Here is a 21,442-nt window from a genome sequence, read left to right as displayed (position 1 = left end):
ACTATCCCAGAATCGCGTCGATACACACAGGGAAATGCGTCACGAAGAGACGTAATTTCTCATTCGTTATCTTGATATGGGAGTCATACCGCCGCGCCCGCCGCCAGCGCCTGCAGTTCGCGCTGCAGCAGTGCCTGCACTTCTTCACGCTGGAACTGGGTAACGAACACCGGCACCGCAAATACGTAGGGCAGCCCATCGGCGTCACGGCGGACCACATACGCCAGCTGCAACCGTGCCAGGGCGTGGCGGACCTGCTCCGGATCGACCCGCGCACCCGCCGCATCGAATGCAGCCAACAGTTCCACCAGGGTGATGCCACGCTCGCCGCTGCCGACCAGCTGCGCACCGGCGACCTGGTACACCACGATGCGGTCGATACGGCACGCCAGGGGATCGGGACTCAGCCGCGCCCAGCCGGCCAATGCATCGAACATCGGCTCGCTCACCAGCGCCGCGTGTACCTGCGTTGCATCCAGTACGCGCTGGCCACGGTCCAGCTGGCCCAGCAGCTGTTGGCAGGCAATGGCGACCAGGTTGGCGCGGCGACCACACGCCGCCACCAGCCGCTGCGGCAGGTCCGGGCTGGCAAAGTGCACGCCCAGGCGCGCCATCGGTTCGGTCGCCAAGGCCACGCAGGCGTCCTGTTCCAGCCCGCCGATATGGATCACCTCGCCGAAGTTGCGCAGCGGCGATGCGAAATCCAGGGTGACCGCTTCGTACAGGTCCCAGAACCCGGCCAGCATGAAGTGGCAGCGTCCCTCTTCGCTCAGCGCGCGCAGCGCCGCCAGCTGCGGGTAACCCTGTGCCGCTTCCGCGCGCAGGAACAGGTCGGTCTCGTCGATCAGCAGCAGCAGGCCGCGCCCCGCTGCCCGCGCGGACAACTCGGCGACCAGCGCATCGATCCCGGTGTCCTCGGCCAGTCCCAGTTCCAGCGCCAGCCGCATTGTCAGCCGATGATCGCGCAGCGACAGGTACACACAGTGCACGCGCGGGTGGCCGACAAAGCGTCGCTCGATGGCCTTCATCAAACTTGTCTTGCCCAGCTGCCGACCGCCCACCAACAGGTAGTTGCCGGGCTCGCGGTTGAGCACGCGCGCCAGCAGCAACTCGCGTCCAAAGAAGGCCGCCGGACGGGTGATGCCGCCGTGGGTCTGGTAGGGCGAGATGCGGGTCACCCGGAGCTGCCGGGCCAGCAGCCCGACCAGCGCGTCCAGCGCGCCCGGCTGCAGCAGCCAGCGGGTCTGGGCGGCCTGGCCAAGGCACACGCACAGGTTGGCCGGATCCTCGGCGTACGCATCCAGTTCGGCCTCGACCGCCAGCGATGGGCTCACCACCAGCACCACGTCCTGCCCGTTGGGCATGGCGCGCAACTGCTGCACGATGGCATCGGCCGCCAACGCCGGATCGGGCTGGTACAGCCACAGCCGTTCCAGGGCCAACGGCAGCTTGTCCGGCAGGGTCCATTCGCGCACCAGGCCGGTGAGCGACCAGCCCGTTGCCGGCGCATCGATCGCACCGATGCGCGCGGCCAGCTGCAATGCGCGTGTGCTTGGCGTGGCCTGCAGGTGGCGCAGCGCGTCGCGCCAGCGCACCGTGGCGATCCCGGCACCGGCCAGGACGCGATCTCTGAGCCGCAGCCATCCCAATTGGCGGTCGATGGCGGGCAATGCCTGCAACGGCTGGGCAAGCAGCCGGTGTGGCTCGCGCACGATGTCGGCCACCGCCGGTCGCACCCAGTACCAGAGCATGCTAAGCCCGGCCAGGCCCAGCACCGACAGCCCCAGCACCACCGACAGCCACTGCACGATGCCCCACGGTGCCTGTGCCCGGCAGTTGGCCGGCAACCAGCGTGACGGTGGCGCAGGATCGCCAGGGCGGCAACGCCAGTACTGGGTGCGCGGCTCCAGCGTCTGCTCGATCACCGCACCGCGCAGTCCGCTGTTGGCCGGGAAGCGGTCGGTGAAGCGCAGGCGCAGCACGAACGGCTGCGGCAGTTCGGCAACCACCAGCGTTTCTTCCGGATCATGCACGCCCGGCACGTGCACCTGCTGCGGCCAGCTTTCATGCTGCAGCCAATACGACAACGCCTCTTCGCGAAGGAACATCATGTCGATGTTCGCCCGCTGCATGAGCATCAGGCTTTCGCCGTCGCGCTGCATGCGCAGCAGCTGCACCGGGTTGAGCCAGGGCACGAACAGGTAGCTGCCGACGAACCAGGTCAGGCCGGCCACCAGCAGCAGCCACCACCAGCGCAGTACCGGCTGCCGGCGCGGTGGCCTGCTCATGCGGTCTGCACCTGCATGCCATCGATCACCTGCCGCACGGCGCGGCGGATCGCCTCGCAGCGCCATTCCAGGCAGTGCCCCTGCGGGTGCGGGCGCGCGGTCAGCAGGTTGTTCCAGTACAGGTGGCGAAGCAGCGGATCGGCCAGGTACGGCCGCGCCGGCGCCACCACCGGCTGTGCCAGCCAGCCCTGCACGGCGGCACGCGCCGCGTCATCCCGCAACAGCGGTACCAGCGCTTCCCACAGGCGCGGATGGCTGGACAGCGTATCGGTGACCGCCTCATCGTCGACAGTAGTGTCAACGAGCAACGTCAACGCCGCCTGCGCCAACAGCGGATGCCCGCCGGACAACCGGAGCGCGCGCGACAGCGTGTCATCGCCAATGCCAGGGGCACTGCGCCGCATGTCCTCGATTCCCAGCTCCGGCCAGCTCTCGCTGGCCGCGATGTTGAGCAGCGAAAGATCGCCGCCCTGGTACTTCAGGTCGGCCAGCGCGGCCCCGCCACAGATCAGCAGGTGCAGCTTGCCGCTGTACATTTCGCTGAGGCTGCGCAGGATGCCGGCCAGAACGTCGCGTGGCCCGGACTCCCCCTGCTCGAACCGGCTCACCAGGCAGAACAGCGGACCGGGCTGCTGCAGCCGACGCGCCAGCGCCATCTCGAAACTGGCGTCCGAGCCAACGCCGTCCAGCCCGCACTGCGCGGCCAGCAAGGCAAAGTAGTCCTGGTCGCCCTCGCCGGAGCGGAACGGCGGCTGCAGGTGCAGCACGCGCGCCTGCCCATAGCGCGTGGCTGCTTCAGCGAGAATCGCCGCGCGCTCCGGGGGCTGTCCCCAATGGGCCTGGGTCAACAGCAGGCTCACCGGATACGGACGCAGCAACTGCAGCCGGTCGAACAACCGGGTGACGGTGGGTGGCACTGAAACGGCGGGATCGGCGTGCTCCTCCCGTGCCGATACCGGCTCCACCGGGAATTCCGGCTCGAACCCCACCGACTGCAGCAATGCATTGCATTCGGTTTCGGTCAGGCGCAGGTAATTGGCGCAGGCCAGGACCCGGTCGCGGTGCCGGCGGCTGGGCCGCGAGGTGCCGGCCCGCCAGTTGTTGACCGCCTCGCGGCTGATGCCGATCTCGGCGGCCACGCCGCCGGCACTGGCCCGGATCCGCCGCATGTGTCGAGACAGCAGGTCCGCGAACTCAGGGGCAGGCATGGGAAACGACCAGAACGGAAGAGAGTCGCACACCCTACCGTGACCGTATGGACTGTCAACCATGCCTGCGCTCCCCTGCCTGCCGCCGGCTCAGACCGCAGGAAGCGCAGGGGCCTGGCGCACGAACAGCTTGCGCGTCACCAGCAGGTGCACCACGAAGGCCAGGATCGCCAGCATGCCCAGCGCCACGATCACCCGGCCCAGTACCGAACCCAGCCCTTTCTGGCCTTCGAGCCGATCAAGCCGGTCGAACTGCGCGGGGTTGCTGCGTGCGTAAGCCACGTCGACCTGCGGCGCTTCGCCCAGGTACGGCGTGGCGTTGTCCTCGGAGGTGGAGAAGTGGCCGGTGTACTCAACGCCATCAACGCTGAAGTCGTAGCGGAAGTGGTACTGGTAGGACACCCGCCCCTTGCGGCGCTTTTCCTCGATGTGGTCGACCTGTACCGGTGCCTGTACGGTCACCGCATCCTTGAGGATGGCTTCAGCCTGGCGGTGTCCGCTCAGGGCCGACCAGGCAAAGAACACTGCAAGGAAGGCGTAGCCGATGCTGCACAGCCAGCGCGAGGCGCGGGACAGGCGGGCATGCGAGGTGTCTGAAACTGGAATGCTGATCATCTGGTTTTCCCCTTGATGGTTCGACTGCGTCGACAGCCGGGTGGCTGTGACTTCGTGAACCAGTCTGGGGAAAGCGCGGCCATGCTTGAATCAGCAGCCCGTCAAGTCGCGGCCTGCACCACTTGACGATTCGTCAAGGCAGGCAGGCGCTCAGTTCGCTCCGGCAGGATTCGACCGGGAAAGCCGCATCCCTTCCCTGGCGACATTCACTTCAAGCGCTGCCCGGGCAACCTCCACAAGGCCCGCGGTCAGCGCATAGCCACCGCGTGCCTGCAGCCAGGCCAGGACATCGGCCAGGTGCCAGATCGAGGTGCTGCCGTCGTGTACGGGGAGGGGAAAACTGTCTGGATGGGACAGCATCAGCTTCCGCATGTTCTGCCGCGACACCCCGACCAGGGCGGCGACGTCGGTGAGGCCGACCAGATCGGGCGTCACCTCGATCAGGGTCGCGCCTGGCAGGGCACGCCGCACATCGTCAAGCGCACTGCGCACCGCAGCGTCAGCATTCCCCGCCTCACGCGTGAACTCCAGCGCGATACGGCCTGGCAATCCTGTACCGACCAAGGCGTCATCGCACCCCTGCTCCCCAAGCAGTTCAACCAGCGCCTGCAGGTCGCCATGGGCGTCTGGCAACTGGTACTTCAGGGTGAAGATGTACTCCATGATCCTGCTCCTCGGACGTTGATCACCTGCGCTTCGCGCAGTTGTTTACGACGCGACGCAATGCTTCTGCGTGGTTGCCTGGATTCTTCGGCGTACTCCAGATGCTGGAAATGCAGAATTCACCACAGCGGCAGTCCTTGTCGTTGAAGGGGCAGTAGATGCGCCCCCATGCATGGCTCCCGCCAACTACTACCCGCCAACCCATCGCCTCGGCGTGCGCGATGGCAGCTTCTACTTCCCGCTTTGGATGTTTCGGTCTTGCCATCGGACGGCTCCAGTGTGGCGGTGCGGGCAGTAGTTGTCAACTGACAACCATCACCCTCTTCCGTGAACAGGTGTCCTGATCGTGCTTTGCTGGTCCGACTCCTTCCACCGCCATGTGAAGAATGTGTGGAGTACCGCACCTTTACGCGGGTCCTGATATTGCATCGCGTCGTGTAAACGATTACAGCGCCTGCTAGCTTGGCGCTGCCTCATTGGCGAGGCATATCAGGCAAGGACTTTTTGATGGGTTTGCACATCGCTCGTCGCGCCGCGCTGCTTCCGGTACTCGGCCTGGCCTTCGCTTCGGCCAGCCTGGCCCAGGACCTCCCTGACCGTGGTCAGTGGCGTGCCAGCAGTTCCTCCCAGCAAGTCCCGGCCATGGCGGTCAGCCACCTCATCGACGGCAACCCCAAAACCGTCACCGGGGGAGCGTTCAGCCCGGGCCACTGGTTCCAGGTGGATCTGGGAAAACCCAGCACGCTCAGCGGCGCGCGCCTCACCTGGGACGTCTCAAACCCGGAGGGCTACAGCCTGCAGACCTCGCTGGATGGAACGCAGTGGCAGACCGCTTACACCATGCGCGACTCGCTCGGCGGCATCGAAACCCTCTACTTCACGCCGCGCCAGGCCCGCTACCTGCGGCTGGCCAGTCCTGAGCGGACCTCGGACTGGGGCGTGTCCATCTTCGAACTCGAGCCGCTGGACCAGCGCGCGACAGCACGCATGCCCGGATTGGACGCGACCCAGGCAGCGGCCGTGTGGCAAGGCGGAAGCGCCGTGGCCATCCCCGCCGGAAAAGACGGCAGCCACGTATTGGAGATCGCTCTGCCGAGGGCCCTCTCCACCACCGGGTTGGCAGTGGACTGGGCAGGCGCGCACGGCGGCGCGCGCCTTCAGGTACAGGATGCACAGGGCCGCTGGAGCGAACTCGCGCATGACCCGCAGGCCGGCAGCCGGCAGCAGAGCTGGCTGGCCGGCACCGCGCCGGTAACAGCACAGGCGCTGCGCCTGCAGGTGCAGGGTGATGCGCCGAAGATCGCGCGCCTGCGCCTGCTCGGTCCGGCGGCAGTGATGACGCCGATGAAGCGCTACCAGAACGCGGCCAACGGTGCGCAGCGGGCCCTGTTCCCGGCCTCCCTGCACCTGCAGCAGACCTACTGGACGGCGGTGGGCGTGCACGGCGGCCTGCAGAAATCGATCTTCGACGAGTACGGCAACATCGAGGCGTTCAAGGGCGCACCGTTGGTACAGCCGATCTGGCGCAATGCCGATGGCACCGCCGCCGGCGCCGCCGACCAGCCAGTGCAGCACGCGCTGCGCGACGGTTGGAAGCCGATGCCGTCGGTGACATGGAAACCGCAACCCGGCCTGGAATTGAACAGCGAGGCCTTCGCCGTGGAGCTGGGCGGGCAACCGGTCACGCTGGTGCGCCACCGCCTGCGCAACGTGGGCACTGCGCCCATCGCCGGCAGCTTGTCGCTGGTGACGCGCCCGATGCAGATGAATCCGCCGTGGCAGAACGGAGGCCTCTCGCCGATCCGTTCGGTGGCCATCGACGGCACCACGGTGCGGGTCAACGGGCGCTCACTGCTGCATTCGCTGACGCCGGTGGATGCGTCAGGCGTGGCGCCGTTCGGCCCCGATGGCAGTACCGAGATCACCGCTGCGGTGGCGCAGGGCGATCTGCCCAAGGCGCAACAGACCGATGACTCGGATGGCCTGGCAGCGGCCGCCCTCGCCTACCGCATCGACCTCGCCCCGGGTGCCACCCAGTCGGTCGTGGTCGCGTTCCCGCTGGGTACCGCGGCTGCCAACGGCGACGGCGCGCTTCCGGAGCCGCCGCCGATCGCATTCGGCGTCAAGAGCCGCGATCCCGATGCGATTTTCGACAGCCTTGCCACCCGCGTTTCCGGAGATTGGCAGACGCGCCTGGGCCAGGTCGGCCTGCGCCTGCCCGACCCGTCACTGGTGGACATGCTGCGCGCCCAAGCGGCGTACATGCTGATCAACCAGACCGGCCCGGCGATGCAACCGGGGCCGCGCAACTACAACCGCTCCTTCATCCGCGACGGCATGGCCACCTCGGTAGTGCTGCTGCGCATGGGCGAATCACGGATCGCGCGCGACTACCTGGCTTGGTACACCGAACATGGCATGCACGCCAACGGCCTGGTTTCGCCGATCCTCAACAACGACGGCAGCGTCAACACCGGCTTCGGTTCGGACATCGAATACGACAGCCAGGGCCAATACGTTGCGTTGGTAGCCGATGTCGCGCGTCTGGACGGTGGCGCGGAATCGGTGCGCGCCTACCTGCCGAAGGTGAAAGCAGCCCTGCGCTTCCTGCAGGAGCTGCGCGAGCGCACGCTGGTGCCCGGCTACATGGCCAGCCAGCCCGCGCCGGAGCGGTTCGCCGGCATCCTGGCACCGTCGATCAGTCACGAAGGCTACCCCTCGCCGACCCACAGTTACTGGGACGACTACTGGGGCCTGAAGGGCTGGCATGACGGCGCGTGGCTGGCCGAATCGCTGGGTGATCACGAAACCGCCGCGTGGGCGCGCGAACAGTACCGCTTGCTGCACGACGCGCTGGCCGCTTCGATCCGCGCCACCATGGCGTGGAAGGGCATCGACTTCATCCCCTCCTCCGCCGACCTGGGTGATGGCGACCCTACCGGCGTTTCAATCGCGCTGGACCCCACCGGGGCGCAGGACGTGCTGCCCAAGCAGGCCCTGCGCACCACCTTCGCGCGCTATCTGGAAGACGTGCGCAAGCGCAACCAGCCCGACGCGCTGTATGCCTACACCCCCTACGAAATCCGCAACGTGCTCAGCTACGTGCACCTGGACCAGCCCGACGCCGCAGACGAACTGCTGCAGGGCCTGCTGCGCGACCGCCGGCCGCTGGAATGGCAGGTGCTGGCGGAAGTCGTCCACTCACGGCTGCGCTTCCCGCGCTACCTGGGTGACATGCCGCACACGTGGATCGGTGCCGAGTACGGGCGCACGTTGTTCGGCATGTTGATGCGCGAAGACGACGATGCGCTGTCGCTGCTGCCGGGTACGCCGCCGTCGTGGCTGGTGGGCGACGGGTTGGCCGTGGAGCGGTTGCCAACGGCGTTCGGGACGCTGCAGATGGATGCGGTGCAGCGTGGGAACACGCTCAAGGTGACGTTGGGCAAGGGCCTGCGGAACGACGCCGCGGTCCGGGTGTGGTGGCCTTCGCGCACGCGGCCCACTCAGGTGCGGGTGGATGGGCGGGATGTGCAGGACTTTGATGCGAAAGGGGTTCTGTTCAGCAAGCCGTTCCGGACGCTGGAAGCGGTCTGGTAGAGCCGGGCCCTGCCCGGCTGCACGTCACTCCATGCGCCTGTTGCGCGCATGGATCATCCAGCCCTGCGCGGTGATGCCGATGAGGAACACGACAAAGCAACCCAGCAGGGTCTGCAGCACTACAGGCGCCATCGGTGCGGCGGCCAGCGGATGCGACACCGGCAGGCGGGTCAGCGATTCATTGACGGCAGGCACCAACCCGAGCAGGAAACTGAAGGACAGCGCGAACGCGGACAGGTACGGTCGCAGTCGCCCAAGGAAGCCGATCCGGTTCACCAGCACCCCGCCGAACGCCACCAGCAGCACCACGATGCCGAAGGCGTGACCGGGGTTGAGACCACCGGTGCTGGAGACGGTAAACGAGGTCGCCACAGCAAGCACCAGGCCGACCAGATAGAGCTTTCCGGCCCCGGTGGCGGGGTCGATTTTCCGATGGCGCACGAAGCCATAGATGCCGGCGAGCACTGGGATGAGACTGATGGCAGTGTGCAGTACACCGAGTGTCGAAAGCGGATGGGTCATGGGAGTAATCCTCAAGTATACCTACTAGTAGGTAGGTGCGTTAGTCATGAAAAAGCCCGCACAAAGCGGGCTTACGAAAAACAGTTCAACGCTGTGCAGTCACCCGCGCAACCGACAGCCGCGCCAGGGCGGCGAACGTCTGCGCATCACCCAACCCACGCGCGGCGAGCATCGCCCCATGCACGGAGGCCATGAATGCCTTGGCCTCATCCGACGGTGCGCCCTGCAGCTGGAACTGCCCCTGCGCTACCCCCTTCTCCAAGGTGGCGGTCAGCCAGCCACTGAGATCCTCGAAATGCCCGCGCACTTCTTCTGCGATTTCCGGCGGAATCATCGGCGACTCCGCCGCCAGCATGGCGCAGATGCAGAACGAGGCCGTGCCACCTGCGATGCAGCTGGACCAGTAGTCGACGTACGCATTGAGCTCTTTCAGCGGATCACCCAGCTGCCGGTCCAACATGGCCAGGCCTTCACGGGCCTCGGCGCGGTACAGCACCACCACAGTGCGAACCAGCTCGGCCTTACTGGGGAAATGATGATGGATGCTGGCCTTGCTGATGTTCACCCTGGCCGAGATATCGGCATAGCTGAAGCCGTTGTAGCCACCCGCCTCCAGCAACGTGCGGGCGTGGGCGACGATTTCAGCGGCTTTGGGGGAGAGGTCAGGCTGCATGTCGCCACTCTACTAGTAGGTAGAGCTTGGGTCAACATCCTGAGTTGGAGCAGCGAAGCGCACGTCCAGCGACTACGAGAAAAAAAAAGGGCGCCTTTCGGCGCCCTTCCCATTCAACTCATTCCCACTCGATCGTTGCCGGCGGCTTGCCGGAAATGTCGTAGACCACGCGCGAGACGCCACGCAGCTCATTGATGATCCGGTTGCTCACCGTGCCCAGGAAGTCATAAGGCAGGTGCGCCCAGTGCGCGGTCATGAAGTCGATGGTTTCCACCGCGCGCAGCGCGATCACCCACTCATACGCGCGGGCATCGCCCACCACGCCGACCGACTTCACCGGCAGGAACACCGCGAAGGCCTGGCTGGTCTTGTCGTACAGGTCGGCCTTACGCAGCTCATCGATGAAGATCGCATCGGCCTTGGCCAGCAGCTCGGCGTACTCACGCTTCACTTCGCCCAGGATGCGCACGCCCAGGCCCGGGCCCGGGAACGGATGGCGGTAGACCATGCTGCGCGGCAGGCCGAGTTCGACGCCGAGGCGGCGCACTTCGTCCTTGAACAACTCGCGCAGCGGTTCCACCAGGCCCAGCTTCATGTGCTCGGGCAGGCCGCCGACGTTGTGGTGGCTCTTGATCACGTGGGCCTTGCCGGTCTTGCTGCCGGCCGACTCGATCACGTCGGGGTAGATGGTGCCCTGCGCCAGCCACTTGGCGTTGCTGAGCTTGTTGGACTCTTCATCGAAGATGTCCACGAACAGGTTGCCGATGATCTTGCGCTTGGCTTCCGGGTCGCTCACGCCTTCCAGCTTGCTGAAGTAGCGGTCCGCTGCATTCACGCGGATCACCTTGACGCCCATGTGCTCGGCGAACATCGCCATCACCTGGTCGCCTTCCTGCCAGCGCAGCAGGCCGGTGTCGACGAACACGCAGGTCAGCTTGTCGCCGATCGCCTTGTGCAGCAGCGCGGCAACCACCGACGAATCGACGCCGCCGGACAGGCCCAGGATCACTTCGTCATCGCCCACCTGCTCGCGCACGCGCGCGATCTGGTCGTCGATGATGTTGGCCGCGGTCCACAGGGTCTGGCAGCCGCATACGTCCACCACGAAGCGGCGCAGCAGCGCCTGGCCCTGCAGGGTGTGGGTCACTTCCGGGTGGAACTGCACGCCGTACCACCGCTTTTCCTCGTTGGCCATCGCGGCCACCGGAATGCGATCGGTGGTGGCGGTGATGGTGAAGCCCGGGGGCGCCACCGAGACGTGGTCGCCGTGGCTCATCCACACGTTCAACTTCGGCTCGCCGCCATGGTCGCTCAGGCCCTTGAACAGCGCGTCCGGGTGCACGACGTTGACTTCGGCATGGCCGAACTCGCGCTGGTCGGCCGCTTCGGTAGCGCCGCCGAGCTGTGCGGCCAGGGTCTGCATGCCATAGCAGATGCCGAAGATCGGCAGCCCGCTGTCGAACACTTCCTGCGGCGCGGCCGGCGCGCCCGGCAGCGTGGTGGATTCGGGGCCGCCAGACAGGACGATGCCCTTGGCGCCGAACGCGGCGATGTCCGCCGGGTTGTGGTCCCACGCCCAGATTTCGCAGTACACGCCGAGCTCGCGGATGCGGCGCGCGATCAGCTGGGTGTACTGCGCGCCGAAATCGAGGATGAGGATCTTGTCGTTATGGATGTTGGTCATGGCGCCCGGCAATGCTGGATGGAAAACGGAGAAACGAAAATCAGGCAACGAATGGCAGATAGAGAAAGAGGAACGGGAATCAGCTTCCTCGTTCCTCTTCGCTCATGCCGCGTCAGGCGCGGTAGTTCGGCGGCTCTTTGGTGATCTGCACGTCATGGACGTGGCTCTCACGTTGGCCGGCGCCGCTGATCTTGACGAACTTCGGCTTGCTGCGCATGTCTTCGATGGTGCCGCAGCCCACGTAGCCCATGGTGGCGCGCAGGCCGCCCATCAGCTGGTGGATGATGCCGCCGACCGGGCCGCGATACGGCACGCGGCCTTCGATGCCTTCGGGCACCAGCTTGTCGGCACTGGAAGCATCCTGGAAGTAGCGGTCCTTGGACCCCTTCTCCATCGCCGCCAGCGAACCCATGCCGCGGTAGCTCTTGTACGAACGGCCCTGGAACAGCTCGGTTTCACCGGGCGATTCCTCGGTACCGGCCAGCAGGCCGCCGATCATGATGGTCGATGCACCGGCGGCCAGCGCCTTGCCGATGTCGCCGGAGTAGCGGATGCCACCGTCGGCGATCAGCGGGATGCGGTCCTGCAGCGCTTCGGCCACCAGGTCGATGGCGGTGATCTGCGGCACGCCGACACCGGCGACCACGCGGGTGGTGCAGATCGAGCCCGGGCCGATGCCGACCTTGACCGCGTCCGCGCCGCTGTCCAGCAGCGCCAGTGCGGCTTCGCCGGTGCAGATGTTGCCACCCACGACCTGCACCTGCGGGAAGTGCTTCTTGACCCAGCTGACGCGGTCCAGCACGCCCTGCGAATGGCCGTGCGCGGTGTCCACCACCAGCACGTCCACGCCGGCAGCGACCAGCGCTTCGACGCGGCGATCGGTATCGCCGCCGACGCCCACCGCGGCACCCACCAGCAGGCGCGTGGCGACGTCCTTGGCGGCGTTGGGGTAATCGGTGTTCTTCTGGATGTCCTTGACGGTGATCAGGCCGCGCAGGGCGAAATCATCGTTGACCACCAGGATCTTTTCGATGCGATTGCGATGCAGCAGCTGCAGCACTTCCTCGGATGCGGCGCCTTCCTTGACCGTGATCAGGCGATCCTTCTTGGTCATGATGTGGCGGACCGGATCGTCCAGCTCGGTTTCAAAGCGCATGTCGCGGTGGGTCACGATGCCCACCAGCTGGCCGCCATCCACCACCGGCACGCCGGAGATGTTGCGCGCCTGGGTCAGCGCCAGCACGTCGCGGATGGTGGTTTCCGGGCCGACCGTGATCGGGTCGCGGATGACACCCGCTTCGAACTTCTTGACCTTGGCCACTTCGGCGGCCTGCTGGTCCACGCTCAGGTTCTTGTGGATGATGCCCATGCCGCCGAGCTGGGCCATGGCGATGGCCAGGCGTGCTTCGGTGACGGTATCCATGGCAGCCGACAGGATCGGAAGCTTCAGCCGCAGGTCGCGCGTCAGGCGCGTTTCCAGGGTGACATCCTTGGGCAGGATGATGGAATGGGCGGGGACGAGCGAGACGTCGTCGTAAGTCAGTGCTTCAGCCTGGATGCGCAGCATCGGCATACCCGAGATGTGGGGAAGCGCGACATTTTACCCTGATTTCGCCCCGTTGGGCAGGGGGCGGATGCGACGCTGTGTCGCGCCGGCGCAGCGCGTTCATGCAGCGGTTCGGCGGCCGGGCCGCACGACCAACGGTCGTGCGCTACTGGTAGGTGACGACCGTTGGTCGCCACGGTGTCCCGGCGTCAGGATGCTTCGGCGGCTTCTATCGTGTTCTGCATCAGCGTAGCGACGGTCATCGGCCCTACCCCGCCCGGCACCGGGGTGATCCAGCTGGCCCGTGCGGCCGCCGCCTCGAAGCCCACGTCGCCGACCAGGCGGCCATCGTCCAGGCGGTTGATGCCCACGTCGATGACCACCGCGCCCGGCTTGACCCACTCGCCCGGCACGATGCCGGGGCGGCCCACCGCCACCACCAGGATGTCGGCATTGCGCACCGACTGCTCCAGCACGTCCTTGGGGGTGAACTTGTGGCAGCTGGTGACGGTGCAGCCGGCGATCAGCAGCTCCAGGCCCATCGGCCGGCCCACGTGGTTGCTCACGCCCACGATGGTGGCGTTGCGGCCGCGCACCGGCTGGTCGGTATGGCCCAGAAGCGTGGTGATGCCACGCGGGGTGCACGGGCGCAGGCCGAATTCGCGCAAGGCCAGGTGGCCGACGTTCTCCGGATGGAAGCCGTCCACGTCCTTGCGCGGGTCGATGCGGTGGATCAGGCGGCTGGCGTCGGGGATCCCCGGCAGCGGCAGCTGGACCAGGATGCCGTGGATCTTCGGGTCGGCATTGAGCTGGTCGATCAGGGTCAGCAGCTCGGCTTCACCGGTGCCGGCCGGCAGGTCGTAATCGAACGCCTCGATCCCAACCTTTTCGGCGGCACGGCGCTTGTTGCGCACATACACGGTCGAGGCCGGATCGCCGCCCACCAGCACCACGGCCAGCCCCGGCCGGCTGCCACCGGCGGCCAGGCGGGCATCTACGCGCACCTTCAGGCTGTCCAGCAGGTCTTCGGCGATGCGGCGTCCGTCCAGGATGCGGGCGGAATGACGGGGGGCGGAATCGTTCATCGAATGCGGGGCGTGCGGCGGCGGGGACGGTATTGTCCCCTATTCCTCTTCTTCCGGCACTTCGTCGGCGTTGAGGGTGCGTGCCTTGCGCTTGGGCGCGGTGAACGGGGTCGGCGTGGGCACGCCCGGCAGCGCGCTGCCGAACACCATGTGCGCACCGGCACGCAGGTCGCCGCCGGCCATTTCCAGCTCGAAGCGCTCGGCGTCGCGTTCGCGGATCTGCTCGGCGATGTCGCGTGCGTCGTCCTCGTCGGCGCCCAGCTCGACCAGCGCGGCCTGGCCGAACATCAGCGCGGATTCGAAGGTTTCGCGGATCTGGAAGTCCACCCCGGCGTGGATCAGGCGCAGCGAGTGCTCACGATCGAACGAACGCACCAGCAGCTTGGCCTGCGGGAACTCGTGCGCGACCAGTTCGACGATGCGGTCCGCATCCTGTGCGTTGTTGACGCACACCGCGATTGCGCGCGCGGTGGCCGCGCCCGATGCATGCAGCACGTCCAGGCGGGTGCCGTCGCCGTAGTAGATCTTGAAGCCGAAGCGCTCGGCGTTGTGGATCATGTCCACGTCGTTGTCGATGATGGTCACGTCCACGTCGCGGGCCAGCAGCGACTGGCTGGCCACCTGGCCGAAGCGGCCGAAGCCGATCATCAGCACGCTGCCGGACATGCCCTCGGCGGTGTCCACGCCTTCCAGCGAGACTTCCCGCGCTGGCATCAGCTTGTCGTGCAGCAGCACGAACAGCGGGGTGAGCGCCATCGACAGCACCACGATGGCGGTGAGGTTGGCGTTGACCTCGATACCGATGACACCGGCAGCAGCGGCCGCCGAGAACAGCACGAAGGCGAATTCGCCGCCCTGTGCCATCACCACGCCACGATCCAGCGCCTGCCGGTGGTCGCTGCCCAGGATGCGCGCAACAACATAGATGCACACCGCCTTGGCAAGCATCAGCGCCAGCACGCCGGACACGATCAGCGGCCAGTTGTTGGCCACCACGGTCAGGTCCAGCGCCATGCCCACGCTGAGGAAGAACAGCCCGAGCAGGATGCCGCGGAACGGTTCGATGTCGGCTTCGATCTGGTGGCGGAAGGTGGATTCGCTGAGCAGCACGCCGGCCAGGAACGCGCCCATTGCCATCGACAGCCCGCCCAGCTGCATCAGCAGTGCCGCGCCCAGCACCACCAGCAATGCGGCGGCGGTCATCACCTCGCGCGCCTTGGCGGCGGCCAGGATGCGGAACAGCGGGTTGAGCAGGAAGCGGCCGACCAGCACCAGCCCGATGATCGCGCCGGCGGCGATGGCCACGCTGATCCAGCGCGAGCCGGTACCGGCATCGGCCTGCACCGGCGCCATGAAGGCGACCACCGCCAGCAGCGGCACGATCAGCAGGTCCTCGAACAACAGGATCGAGACGATCTTCTGCCCGGACGGCAGCGCGATATCCCCGCGCTCGGCCAGCAGCTGCATCACTACGGCGGTGGAGGTCAGCACGAAACCGGCCGCACCGATGAAGGCCACCGGCAGCGGGAAGCCGAACAGCATGCACACACCGGTGAGCACCGCACCGCAAACCACGATCTGCAGCGTGCCCAGTCCGAAGATTTCCCTGCGCAGGCTCCACAGGTGCGAAGGCCGCATTTCCAGTCCGATCACGAACAGGAACATCACCACGCCCAGTTCGGCCGTATGCAGGATCGCCTGCGGATCGGAGAACCAGCCGAAGCCGAACGGACCGATCGCCAGCCCGGCCGCGAAATAGCCCAGCACCGAGCCCAATCCCAGCCGGCGGAACAACGGCACCATCACCACTGCCGCACCCAGCAGGGCGACTACTTTCACCAGTTCACTGGCACCTGCTTCCACCGCCATGCGGTTTGTTCCTTGCAACTCCGATCAGCCATCACGATAGGACAAGTTGATGCAGGGACATAGCACGCAGGTGCGCAAGATCGTGCCGGGAATGGAACGATCGGTCAGCAAATCGCCATATCGTCCTACGGACCTGCGCAGAATGCGGCGTAGTCGATGTAACCCGGGAACGCCTGCCCGGGCGCACACAGTGGGCAGGCGGGGTCCGGCCCGAGGCGGATCTCGCGGAACCGCATGCCCAGCGCGTCGAAGGTCAGCAGGCGCCCCACCAGCGGCTCACCGATCCCGAGCAGCAGCTTGAGCACTTCCGTGGCCTGCAGCAGGCCGACCATGCCCGGCAGCACGCCCAGCACCCCGGCCTCGGCACAGTTGGGCGCGAACTCCGGCGGCGGCGGCTCGGGGAACAGGCAGCGGTAGCACGGCGCCTGTCCGCGATGGCGGCCGGCGTCGAATACCGACACCTGGCCGGTGAAACGCTCCACCGCGCCGTAGACCAGCGGAATCGCGTGCTGGATGCAGGCGTCGTTGAGCAGGTAGCGCAGCGGGAAGTTGTCCGACCCGTCCAGCACCACGTCCACGCCGTCGAGCAGCGCGTCGATGTTGTCCGAGGTGACCCGCGCCTGCACCGCTTCCACGTCCAGCCGGGGGTTGAGCGCCAGCAGCCGCGCGCGGGCCGACTGCACCTTGGGTTCGCCGATGCTGGCGTCGGTATGCAGGATCTGCCGCTGCAGGTTGCTGCGCTCCACCACGTCGTCGTCGGCGATGCGCAGTTGCCCTACCCCGGCGGCGGCGAGGTAGAACGCGGCCGGCGAGCCAAGCCCGCCCGCGCCAAGCAGCAGTACCCGGGCGCCGAGCAGCGCCTGCTGGCCGGCAACGCCGACCTGCGGCAGCAGCAGGTGGCGTGAGTAGCGTTCGTTGAAATCGCGCTCGCCGTCGCTCTGCAGCGGCTGCACGAGTGGCAGCCCGGCAGCACGCCAGGCAGTGGTGCCGCCGTGGACGGACGCGATGTGGGTGTAGCCGAGATCGAGCAGGGCCTGCGCGGCGTCCATGGAGCGCTTGCCGCTCTGGCAGATCAGCAGGATCTCGCGGTCAAGCGCCGGGAGCTGCGTGCTGGCTTCGCGCAGGAGATCGCCCTGCGCGATTCCCCTTGCGCCCTCGGCCATGCCGGTAGCGCGCTCGTGCGGTTCACGCACGTCGATCAGCAGCGCGCCGTGGAGGGTGCGTTGGCGGGCGTGCTCGGGGCTGAGTTCGGGTACTGCGGTCATGGCCCATTATGGGCGGGTTGGGTCCGCCTGGGACACGCGTGGCGTGTCGTTACCGTGGGATGGCGCCCCGGTGTGCCGGGACGCCATGGGCTTCAGCGACCCTTGACGTGCTTGATCAGGCGCTTCTTCTTGGCAATCTGGCGTTCGCTCAGCACGTTCTTCTTGCCTTCGTACGGGTTGGCACCCTCGCGGAAGATGAACTGTACCGGCGTGCCGATCAGCTTGAAGCGCTTGCGGAAGAAGTTTTCCAGGTAGCGCTTGTACGACTCCGGCAGCTCCTTCAGGCGCGTGCCATGCACGATGAAGGTCGGCGGATTGGAGCCGCCCGGGTGCACGTAACGCAGCTTGGACACGTGACCACGGATCGCCGGCGGCGGGTTGGTCTCGTAGGCGATTTCCAGCGCCTTGTTGACTTCGCTGGTGCTGAACTCGTGGGTCGCCGACGCATGCGCCTGGTGGATCGCACGGAACAGCTCGCGCAGGCCCGAGCCGTGCTTGGCCGAGATGCGCACCGTTTCAGCCCACGGCACGAAGCCGAGCTTGCGCGAGACCAGCGCTTCGGCCTGTTCGCGCTGGTAATCGGTCAGGCCATCCCACTTGTTGATCGCTACCACCAACGCGCGGCCGGCATCCAGCACCGCGCCCAGCACGGTAGCGTCCTGGTCGGTCACGCCTTCGCTGGCGTCCAGCATCAGCACCGCCACCTGGCATTGCTCGATGGCCTGCAGGGTCTTGATGACGCTGAACTTTTCCACCACCTCTTCAACCCGGCCGCGGCGACGCAGGCCGGCGGTGTCGATCAGGCGGTATTCGCGGCCGTCACGCTCCAGGTCCACCGCGATCGAGTCGCGGGTGGTGCCGGGCACTTCCGAGGCGATCATCCGTTCTTCGCCGAGAATGCGGTTGACCAGGGTCGACTTGCCCACGTTGGGGCGGCCGACGAAGGCAATGCGCATCCGGTTCGGATCGTTGTCCATCTCCTCGCCGCTGCCCTCTTCGGGCAGGCGCTGGACCACTTCTTCAAGCAGGTCGTCCAGGCCCTGGCGGTGGGCAGCGGACACGGTCAGCATTTCGCTGAACCCGTAGCGGGCGAATTCCGCGCGCACGGTGTCTTCGTTGGTGCCGTCGATCTTGTTGATCAACAGCAGGGTCGGCCGCGACAGCTTGCGCAGCCACGACAGGATCTCGTCATCCAGCGCGGAGGTCCCGTCACGGGCATCCACCACGAACAGGATCAGATCGGCTTCGCCGGCGGCAGCACGTGCCTGGTCGGCGGTTGCGCCGGCCAGGCCTTCGTCATCCTCCGAGATACCGCCCGTGTCGACGACGAGGAACGGGTTGTCCTCGTCCAGACGGCAAACACCATAGTTGCGGTCCCGGGTGACGCCGGGCTGGTCATGGACCAGGGCGTCACGGGTACGGGTCAGCGCATTGAAGATGGTGGACTTGCCGACGTTCGGCCGTCCAACCAGGGCGACCAAGGGCAGCATCGCGGTAACTCCTTATTGTGCCAACCGGAATGCGGTCAGCTTTCCATCAACGTTCTGCACCAGCAGAATCCCATCGGCGACCACCGGCTGCGCCAGCAGGGCATCGCCGCCACTCTTGGCGCGCGCGGCCAGTTCACCATTGTCTGTCCGCAACCAGTGCAGATAACCCTTGTAGTCACCCACCACAACGTAATCGCCGTGGATGGCCGGCCCGGTCAACGAGCGGCGGGCCAGGCCGGTCTGCGACCACATGGCGCTGCCGCTGGCCTTGTCCAGGCCGAACACGCCGCCCTTGTTGTCGGTGACGATCACATTGCCCGAGGTCAGGGCCACGCCACCGGCGCCGCCATGGTCACGTGCCCACAGCGGGCGGCCGGTCGGGCCTTCGATCGCCATGGTCTGGTTCTTGAAGCTGCTCACGAACAGGGTGTTGCCTTCCAGCACCGGCGCGCCGTCCACATCGGACATCCGCTCCAGCTCGGTGCGGCCTTCACCGTTGGAGACCATCTGGTCCCACACGGTACGGCCGTCCTGCATGCCCAGCGCGGCCACGCTGCCGTCATCGTTGCCGATGAACAGCACGCCCGGGCCGGCCACCACCGGCGCGTTGCCGCGCACGGTCAGCATGGGCAGCTCACGCGGGTTGAACCACTTCTGGGTGCCGTTGCCGGCATCGAAGGCGGTCACCCGGCCATCGTTGCTGCGCACGAACACGATGCCCTGGGCGATCGCCGGCGCGGCGATCACTTCGCCCGGCACCTTGGCGCGCCACTTTTCGCTGCCGTCGTTGGCGTCCAGCGCGATGACCTGGCCATCCAGCGTACCGATCACCACCAGTCCTTCGCCGACGCCCGGGCCACCGGACAGACGCAGCTTGGGCTGCTTCTTGACCTTGGCCGGCTCGTAGGTCCAGACCGTCTTGCCGGTCTGCAGGTCCAGCGCATGCACGCCGCCGGTAATCGCGGCCGCGTACACGCGGCCATCGGCCACGACCGGGCCCTGGCGCACGCCGATGCGCTTCTCGCCCTTGCCCAGGTTGGTGCTCCAGATCCGGTCGACCTTGGCGGTCGGCTCGAACTTGACCAGCTCTGCCGGTTCCAGCGCCTTCTTGGCCTCCGCGTCCTTGCCGGCGAACCAGCCCTTGACGGTGGTGCAGCCGGACAATGCCACGCCCATCAACACCAGGGTGGCTACGCGCTTGATCATGACCATCTGCTTCATTACACCGACTCCGCAGGCTCGGTGACGGTGCCACCGGCATCCATCACTTTGGTTTCCAGCACGCGCCGCTGGGGCGCTGCCACATCCAGCGTCTTGAGCGCCTTCTCATACTGCCCGCGGGCTTCGTCACGCTTGCCCAGCGCCATCAAGGCGTCGCCATGGATTTCCAGGCTCGCACTGTCGGTGGCACTGCCCAGCAGCGTGATGGCTTCATCGTTCTTGCCGGTGGCGATCAGCAGGCGCGCAATGCGCTGGTCGATCGCCGCCTTGTATTCCGGGTCGGCCTTGATGGCACGAAGCGTGGCCAGGGCCTCCTCGTTCTTGCCTGCATCGACCTGCGCCTTGGCCAGCTGCAGCGCTGCCAGGTCGCCGTAGACCTGGACCTTGCCGGCTTCCAGCGTCTTCACGCCCTTGGCCGCTTCGTCCAGCTTCTTGTCCTCCAGCTGCTTGAGCACCACCTGGTACTCACCGTGGGCACCCGCCAGGTGGCTGCCCTGTTCTTTCTGCCACCACTGCCAGCCGGCGATGCCGCCGATGGCAATCGCCACGCCGGCGATGATGCTGACACCATTCTTCCGCAGCCAGCTGCGGACGCGTTCACTTTGTTCGTGCTCGTCGAGCAGGTCGTCGATCGCCATGCGTACTCTCGCCCCTGCCCGTCAGGAGGGACTGTTTGAATTGGATTGTCGAAATGAATCGGGAAACGCGGCTCAGTGTGAAACCGGAGCCACGGAGCCGTCAGAGGATACCGTAAAGCGTGCCACGTTGGCTCGCTGGTAGGGCGAAAGGTCGATGATGGTGCCGGCCTGCTGAACCTCCACCGCCGACGCATTGCCGAGCACCATGCGGGCCACCTGACCCGGGCTGAAGGCGCGGGTTTCACCTGATTTGATCAGGGCTTTCTCGACGGTGCTGCCGTCGGGCGCGACGATATCCACCCAGCTGTCGCCCTTGAACTGCAGGCTGAGCGCACCGGCCGGCGCCGGCGCCGGCGCGGCGGCCGTGGGACGGGGCACCGGGGTCAACGAGGCCAGGTAGGGGGCCGACGGCGCGGTCGACGGCGCAGGCGTCACCACGGGCGCCGCCTGGGCAGCCGGCGCGGTGCCTGCCACCGGTACGGCGGCGGGAATCACATCCAGCGAAGCAGTATTGGGGGTAGTCGAGGCACTGTCGAAGTGGCCGCGGGTGGCGAACCACACCGGCACGGCCAGCACCGCGGTGATGCCGACATACAGGGCACGGCGGCCGAGGCTCTCGGCGATACGGCGGGCCCGCGGGGTATGGGTGTGGCTGACCAGCTGCGGCGGCACCACCGGCCCGATGTGGGCCTGGTCCAGCACATCGCCCAGGTCGACCTTGAGCAGGCGCGCATAGCTTTTGAGCTGGCCGCGGACGAACACCGGCGCACCAAGGCGGTCCCACTGCTCGGCTTCCAGTGACTTCACCACCTGCACCGGCATGCGCAACTGCTGCCCCACTGCTTCGAGCGTCAGTCCTGCCGCTTCCCGCGCCTGCCGGAGACGTGCTCCACAGCCGGCTGCGGTGTCAAAAGCGTTCACAGTCTGGTCATCAATCACAATGCTTCAACCCCGGGAATTAGGAGCCGCATCCTGCGGAAATTCGTCGCGAATTCGCTGCAGATAACGACCGGATGCCACTGTGTCGCCAAGCTGCGCCTCGATTTGAGAGGCAAGTTGTAACACGGAACGTGTGGCA

The 21,442-nt window shown here is 66.7% G+C and carries 16 protein-coding genes and 1 pseudogene; 1 reads left to right on the top strand and 16 read right to left on the bottom strand.

Going from position 1 to position 21,442, the window contains the following annotated elements; all coding sequences use genetic code 11:
• Positions 1–83 precede the first annotated feature (83 nt).
• From ACQG3P_RS15285 to ACQG3P_RS15270, 4 genes are all read right to left on the bottom strand, one after another.
• The gene (locus tag ACQG3P_RS15285) at positions 84–2,288 is read right to left on the bottom strand and encodes a hypothetical protein (RefSeq protein WP_426805542.1); all 2,205 of its coding nucleotides are present in this window, start codon (positions 2,286–2,288) and stop codon (positions 84–86) included.
• Positions 2,285–3,496 carry a helix-turn-helix domain-containing protein gene (locus tag ACQG3P_RS15280; protein WP_426805541.1) on the bottom strand — a complete coding sequence of 404 codons (1,212 nt, stop codon included), beginning with the start codon at positions 3,494–3,496 and terminating at the stop codon, positions 2,285–2,287. Before ACQG3P_RS15280 ends, ACQG3P_RS15285 begins: the two co-directional genes overlap by 4 nt.
• Positions 3,497–3,586: 90 nt before the next feature.
• Positions 3,587–4,111 (bottom strand): hypothetical protein, encoded by a 525-nt coding sequence (locus ACQG3P_RS15275; protein WP_426805540.1) that lies wholly within the window; start codon positions 4,109–4,111, stop codon positions 3,587–3,589.
• A gap of 150 nt (positions 4,112–4,261) precedes the next feature.
• Positions 4,262–4,774 carry a helix-turn-helix transcriptional regulator gene (locus tag ACQG3P_RS15270; protein WP_426805539.1) on the bottom strand — a complete coding sequence of 171 codons (513 nt, stop codon included), beginning with the start codon at positions 4,772–4,774 and terminating at the stop codon, positions 4,262–4,264.
• Between the two features lie 507 nt (positions 4,775–5,281).
• Here ACQG3P_RS15270 and ACQG3P_RS15265 point away from each other — a divergent pair.
• Positions 5,282–8,371, top strand: a complete 3,090-nt coding sequence (locus tag ACQG3P_RS15265) for a discoidin domain-containing protein (protein ID WP_426805538.1) — start codon at positions 5,282–5,284, stop codon at positions 8,369–8,371.
• Between the two features lie 24 nt (positions 8,372–8,395).
• Here the strand turns inward: ACQG3P_RS15265 and ACQG3P_RS15260 are convergent, their stop codons facing one another.
• The 12 genes and pseudogenes from ACQG3P_RS15260 to ACQG3P_RS15205 all read right to left on the bottom strand — a co-directional run.
• Positions 8,396–8,893, bottom strand: a complete 498-nt coding sequence (locus ACQG3P_RS15260; RefSeq protein ID WP_426805537.1) for a hypothetical protein — start codon at positions 8,891–8,893, stop codon at positions 8,396–8,398.
• An 85-nt stretch (positions 8,894–8,978) separates the two neighbouring features.
• The gene (locus tag ACQG3P_RS15255) at positions 8,979–9,566 is read right to left on the bottom strand and encodes a TetR/AcrR family transcriptional regulator (RefSeq protein WP_426805536.1); all 588 of its coding nucleotides are present in this window, start codon (positions 9,564–9,566) and stop codon (positions 8,979–8,981) included.
• Between the two features lie 118 nt (positions 9,567–9,684).
• Complete coding sequence (guaA, locus tag ACQG3P_RS15250; protein ID WP_426805535.1) at positions 9,685–11,250, bottom strand: glutamine-hydrolyzing GMP synthase; 1,566 nt, start codon at positions 11,248–11,250, stop codon at positions 9,685–9,687.
• A gap of 112 nt (positions 11,251–11,362) precedes the next feature.
• Positions 11,363–12,817, bottom strand: coding sequence for an IMP dehydrogenase (guaB, locus tag ACQG3P_RS15245; RefSeq protein ID WP_068854633.1), 1,455 nt, complete (start codon positions 12,815–12,817; stop codon positions 11,363–11,365).
• A 188-nt stretch (positions 12,818–13,005) separates the two neighbouring features.
• Positions 13,006–13,881 (bottom strand): bifunctional methylenetetrahydrofolate dehydrogenase/methenyltetrahydrofolate cyclohydrolase FolD, encoded by an 876-nt coding sequence (folD, locus tag ACQG3P_RS15240; RefSeq protein ID WP_068851333.1) that lies wholly within the window; start codon positions 13,879–13,881, stop codon positions 13,006–13,008.
• A 39-nt stretch (positions 13,882–13,920) separates the two neighbouring features.
• Positions 13,921–15,750, bottom strand: a complete 1,830-nt coding sequence (locus tag ACQG3P_RS15235) for a monovalent cation:proton antiporter-2 (CPA2) family protein (RefSeq protein ID WP_426805534.1) — start codon at positions 15,748–15,750, stop codon at positions 13,921–13,923.
• Between the two features lie 125 nt (positions 15,751–15,875).
• Complete coding sequence (gene moeB / locus ACQG3P_RS15230; RefSeq protein ID WP_426805533.1) at positions 15,876–17,015, bottom strand: molybdopterin-synthase adenylyltransferase MoeB; 1,140 nt, start codon at positions 17,013–17,015, stop codon at positions 15,876–15,878.
• Between the two features lie 92 nt (positions 17,016–17,107).
• Positions 17,108–18,505 (bottom strand): ribosome biogenesis GTPase Der, encoded by a 1,398-nt coding sequence (der, locus tag ACQG3P_RS15225; protein ID WP_068851324.1) that lies wholly within the window; start codon positions 18,503–18,505, stop codon positions 17,108–17,110.
• 12 nt (positions 18,506–18,517) lie between these two features.
• Complete coding sequence (gene bamB, locus ACQG3P_RS15220; RefSeq protein WP_095364619.1) at positions 18,518–19,726, bottom strand: outer membrane protein assembly factor BamB; 1,209 nt, start codon at positions 19,724–19,726, stop codon at positions 18,518–18,520.
• Positions 19,726–20,364, bottom strand: a complete 639-nt coding sequence (locus ACQG3P_RS15215) for a YfgM family protein (RefSeq protein WP_217538386.1) — start codon at positions 20,362–20,364, stop codon at positions 19,726–19,728. Before ACQG3P_RS15215 ends, bamB begins: the two co-directional genes overlap by 1 nt.
• A gap of 72 nt (positions 20,365–20,436) precedes the next feature.
• Positions 20,437–21,303: a helix-turn-helix domain-containing protein gene (locus tag ACQG3P_RS15210; protein ID WP_095364620.1), complete on the bottom strand. Its 867-nt coding sequence runs from the start codon at positions 21,301–21,303 to the stop codon at positions 20,437–20,439.
• 6 nt (positions 21,304–21,309) lie between these two features.
• Positions 21,310–21,442, bottom strand: a pseudogene (locus tag ACQG3P_RS15205) (type IV pilus biogenesis/stability protein PilW); the annotation flags it as partial.

The sequence above is a fragment of the Stenotrophomonas sp. SrG genome (assembly GCF_050031795.1).
Classification (GTDB): domain Bacteria; phylum Pseudomonadota; class Gammaproteobacteria; order Xanthomonadales; family Xanthomonadaceae; genus Stenotrophomonas; species Stenotrophomonas rhizophila_A.
The sequence above is the reverse complement of the archived record's forward strand: the minus strand, read 5'-3'. Positions and strand labels throughout refer to the sequence as shown.

What these genes read in the sequence shown, in the direction of transcription:
- ACQG3P_RS15285 (WP_426805542.1), bottom strand. Translation starts at nt 2,288, where the DNA reads ATGAGCAGGCCACCGCGCCGGCAGCCGGTACTGCGCTGGTGGTGGCTG.
- ACQG3P_RS15280 (WP_426805541.1), bottom strand. Translation starts at nt 3,496, where the DNA reads ATGCCTGCCCCTGAGTTCGCGGACCTGCTGTCTCGACACATGCGGCGG.
- ACQG3P_RS15275 (WP_426805540.1), bottom strand. Translation starts at nt 4,111, where the DNA reads ATGATCAGCATTCCAGTTTCAGACACCTCGCATGCCCGCCTGTCCCGC.
- ACQG3P_RS15270 (WP_426805539.1), bottom strand. Translation starts at nt 4,774, where the DNA reads ATGGAGTACATCTTCACCCTGAAGTACCAGTTGCCAGACGCCCATGGC.
- ACQG3P_RS15265 (WP_426805538.1), top strand. Translation starts at nt 5,282, where the DNA reads ATGGGTTTGCACATCGCTCGTCGCGCCGCGCTGCTTCCGGTACTCGGC.
- ACQG3P_RS15260 (WP_426805537.1), bottom strand. Translation starts at nt 8,893, where the DNA reads ATGACCCATCCGCTTTCGACACTCGGTGTACTGCACACTGCCATCAGT.
- ACQG3P_RS15255 (WP_426805536.1), bottom strand. Translation starts at nt 9,566, where the DNA reads ATGCAGCCTGACCTCTCCCCCAAAGCCGCTGAAATCGTCGCCCACGCC.
- guaA (WP_426805535.1), bottom strand. Translation starts at nt 11,250, where the DNA reads ATGACCAACATCCATAACGACAAGATCCTCATCCTCGATTTCGGCGCG.
- guaB (WP_068854633.1), bottom strand. Translation starts at nt 12,817, where the DNA reads ATGCTGCGCATCCAGGCTGAAGCACTGACTTACGACGACGTCTCGCTC.
- folD (WP_068851333.1), bottom strand. Translation starts at nt 13,881, where the DNA reads ATGAACGATTCCGCCCCCCGTCATTCCGCCCGCATCCTGGACGGACGC.
- ACQG3P_RS15235 (WP_426805534.1), bottom strand. Translation starts at nt 15,750, where the DNA reads ATGGCGGTGGAAGCAGGTGCCAGTGAACTGGTGAAAGTAGTCGCCCTG.
- moeB (WP_426805533.1), bottom strand. Translation starts at nt 17,015, where the DNA reads ATGACCGCAGTACCCGAACTCAGCCCCGAGCACGCCCGCCAACGCACC.
- der (WP_068851324.1), bottom strand. Translation starts at nt 18,505, where the DNA reads ATGCTGCCCTTGGTCGCCCTGGTTGGACGGCCGAACGTCGGCAAGTCC.
- bamB (WP_095364619.1), bottom strand. Translation starts at nt 19,726, where the DNA reads ATGAAGCAGATGGTCATGATCAAGCGCGTAGCCACCCTGGTGTTGATG.
- ACQG3P_RS15215 (WP_217538386.1), bottom strand. Translation starts at nt 20,364, where the DNA reads ATGGCGATCGACGACCTGCTCGACGAGCACGAACAAAGTGAACGCGTC.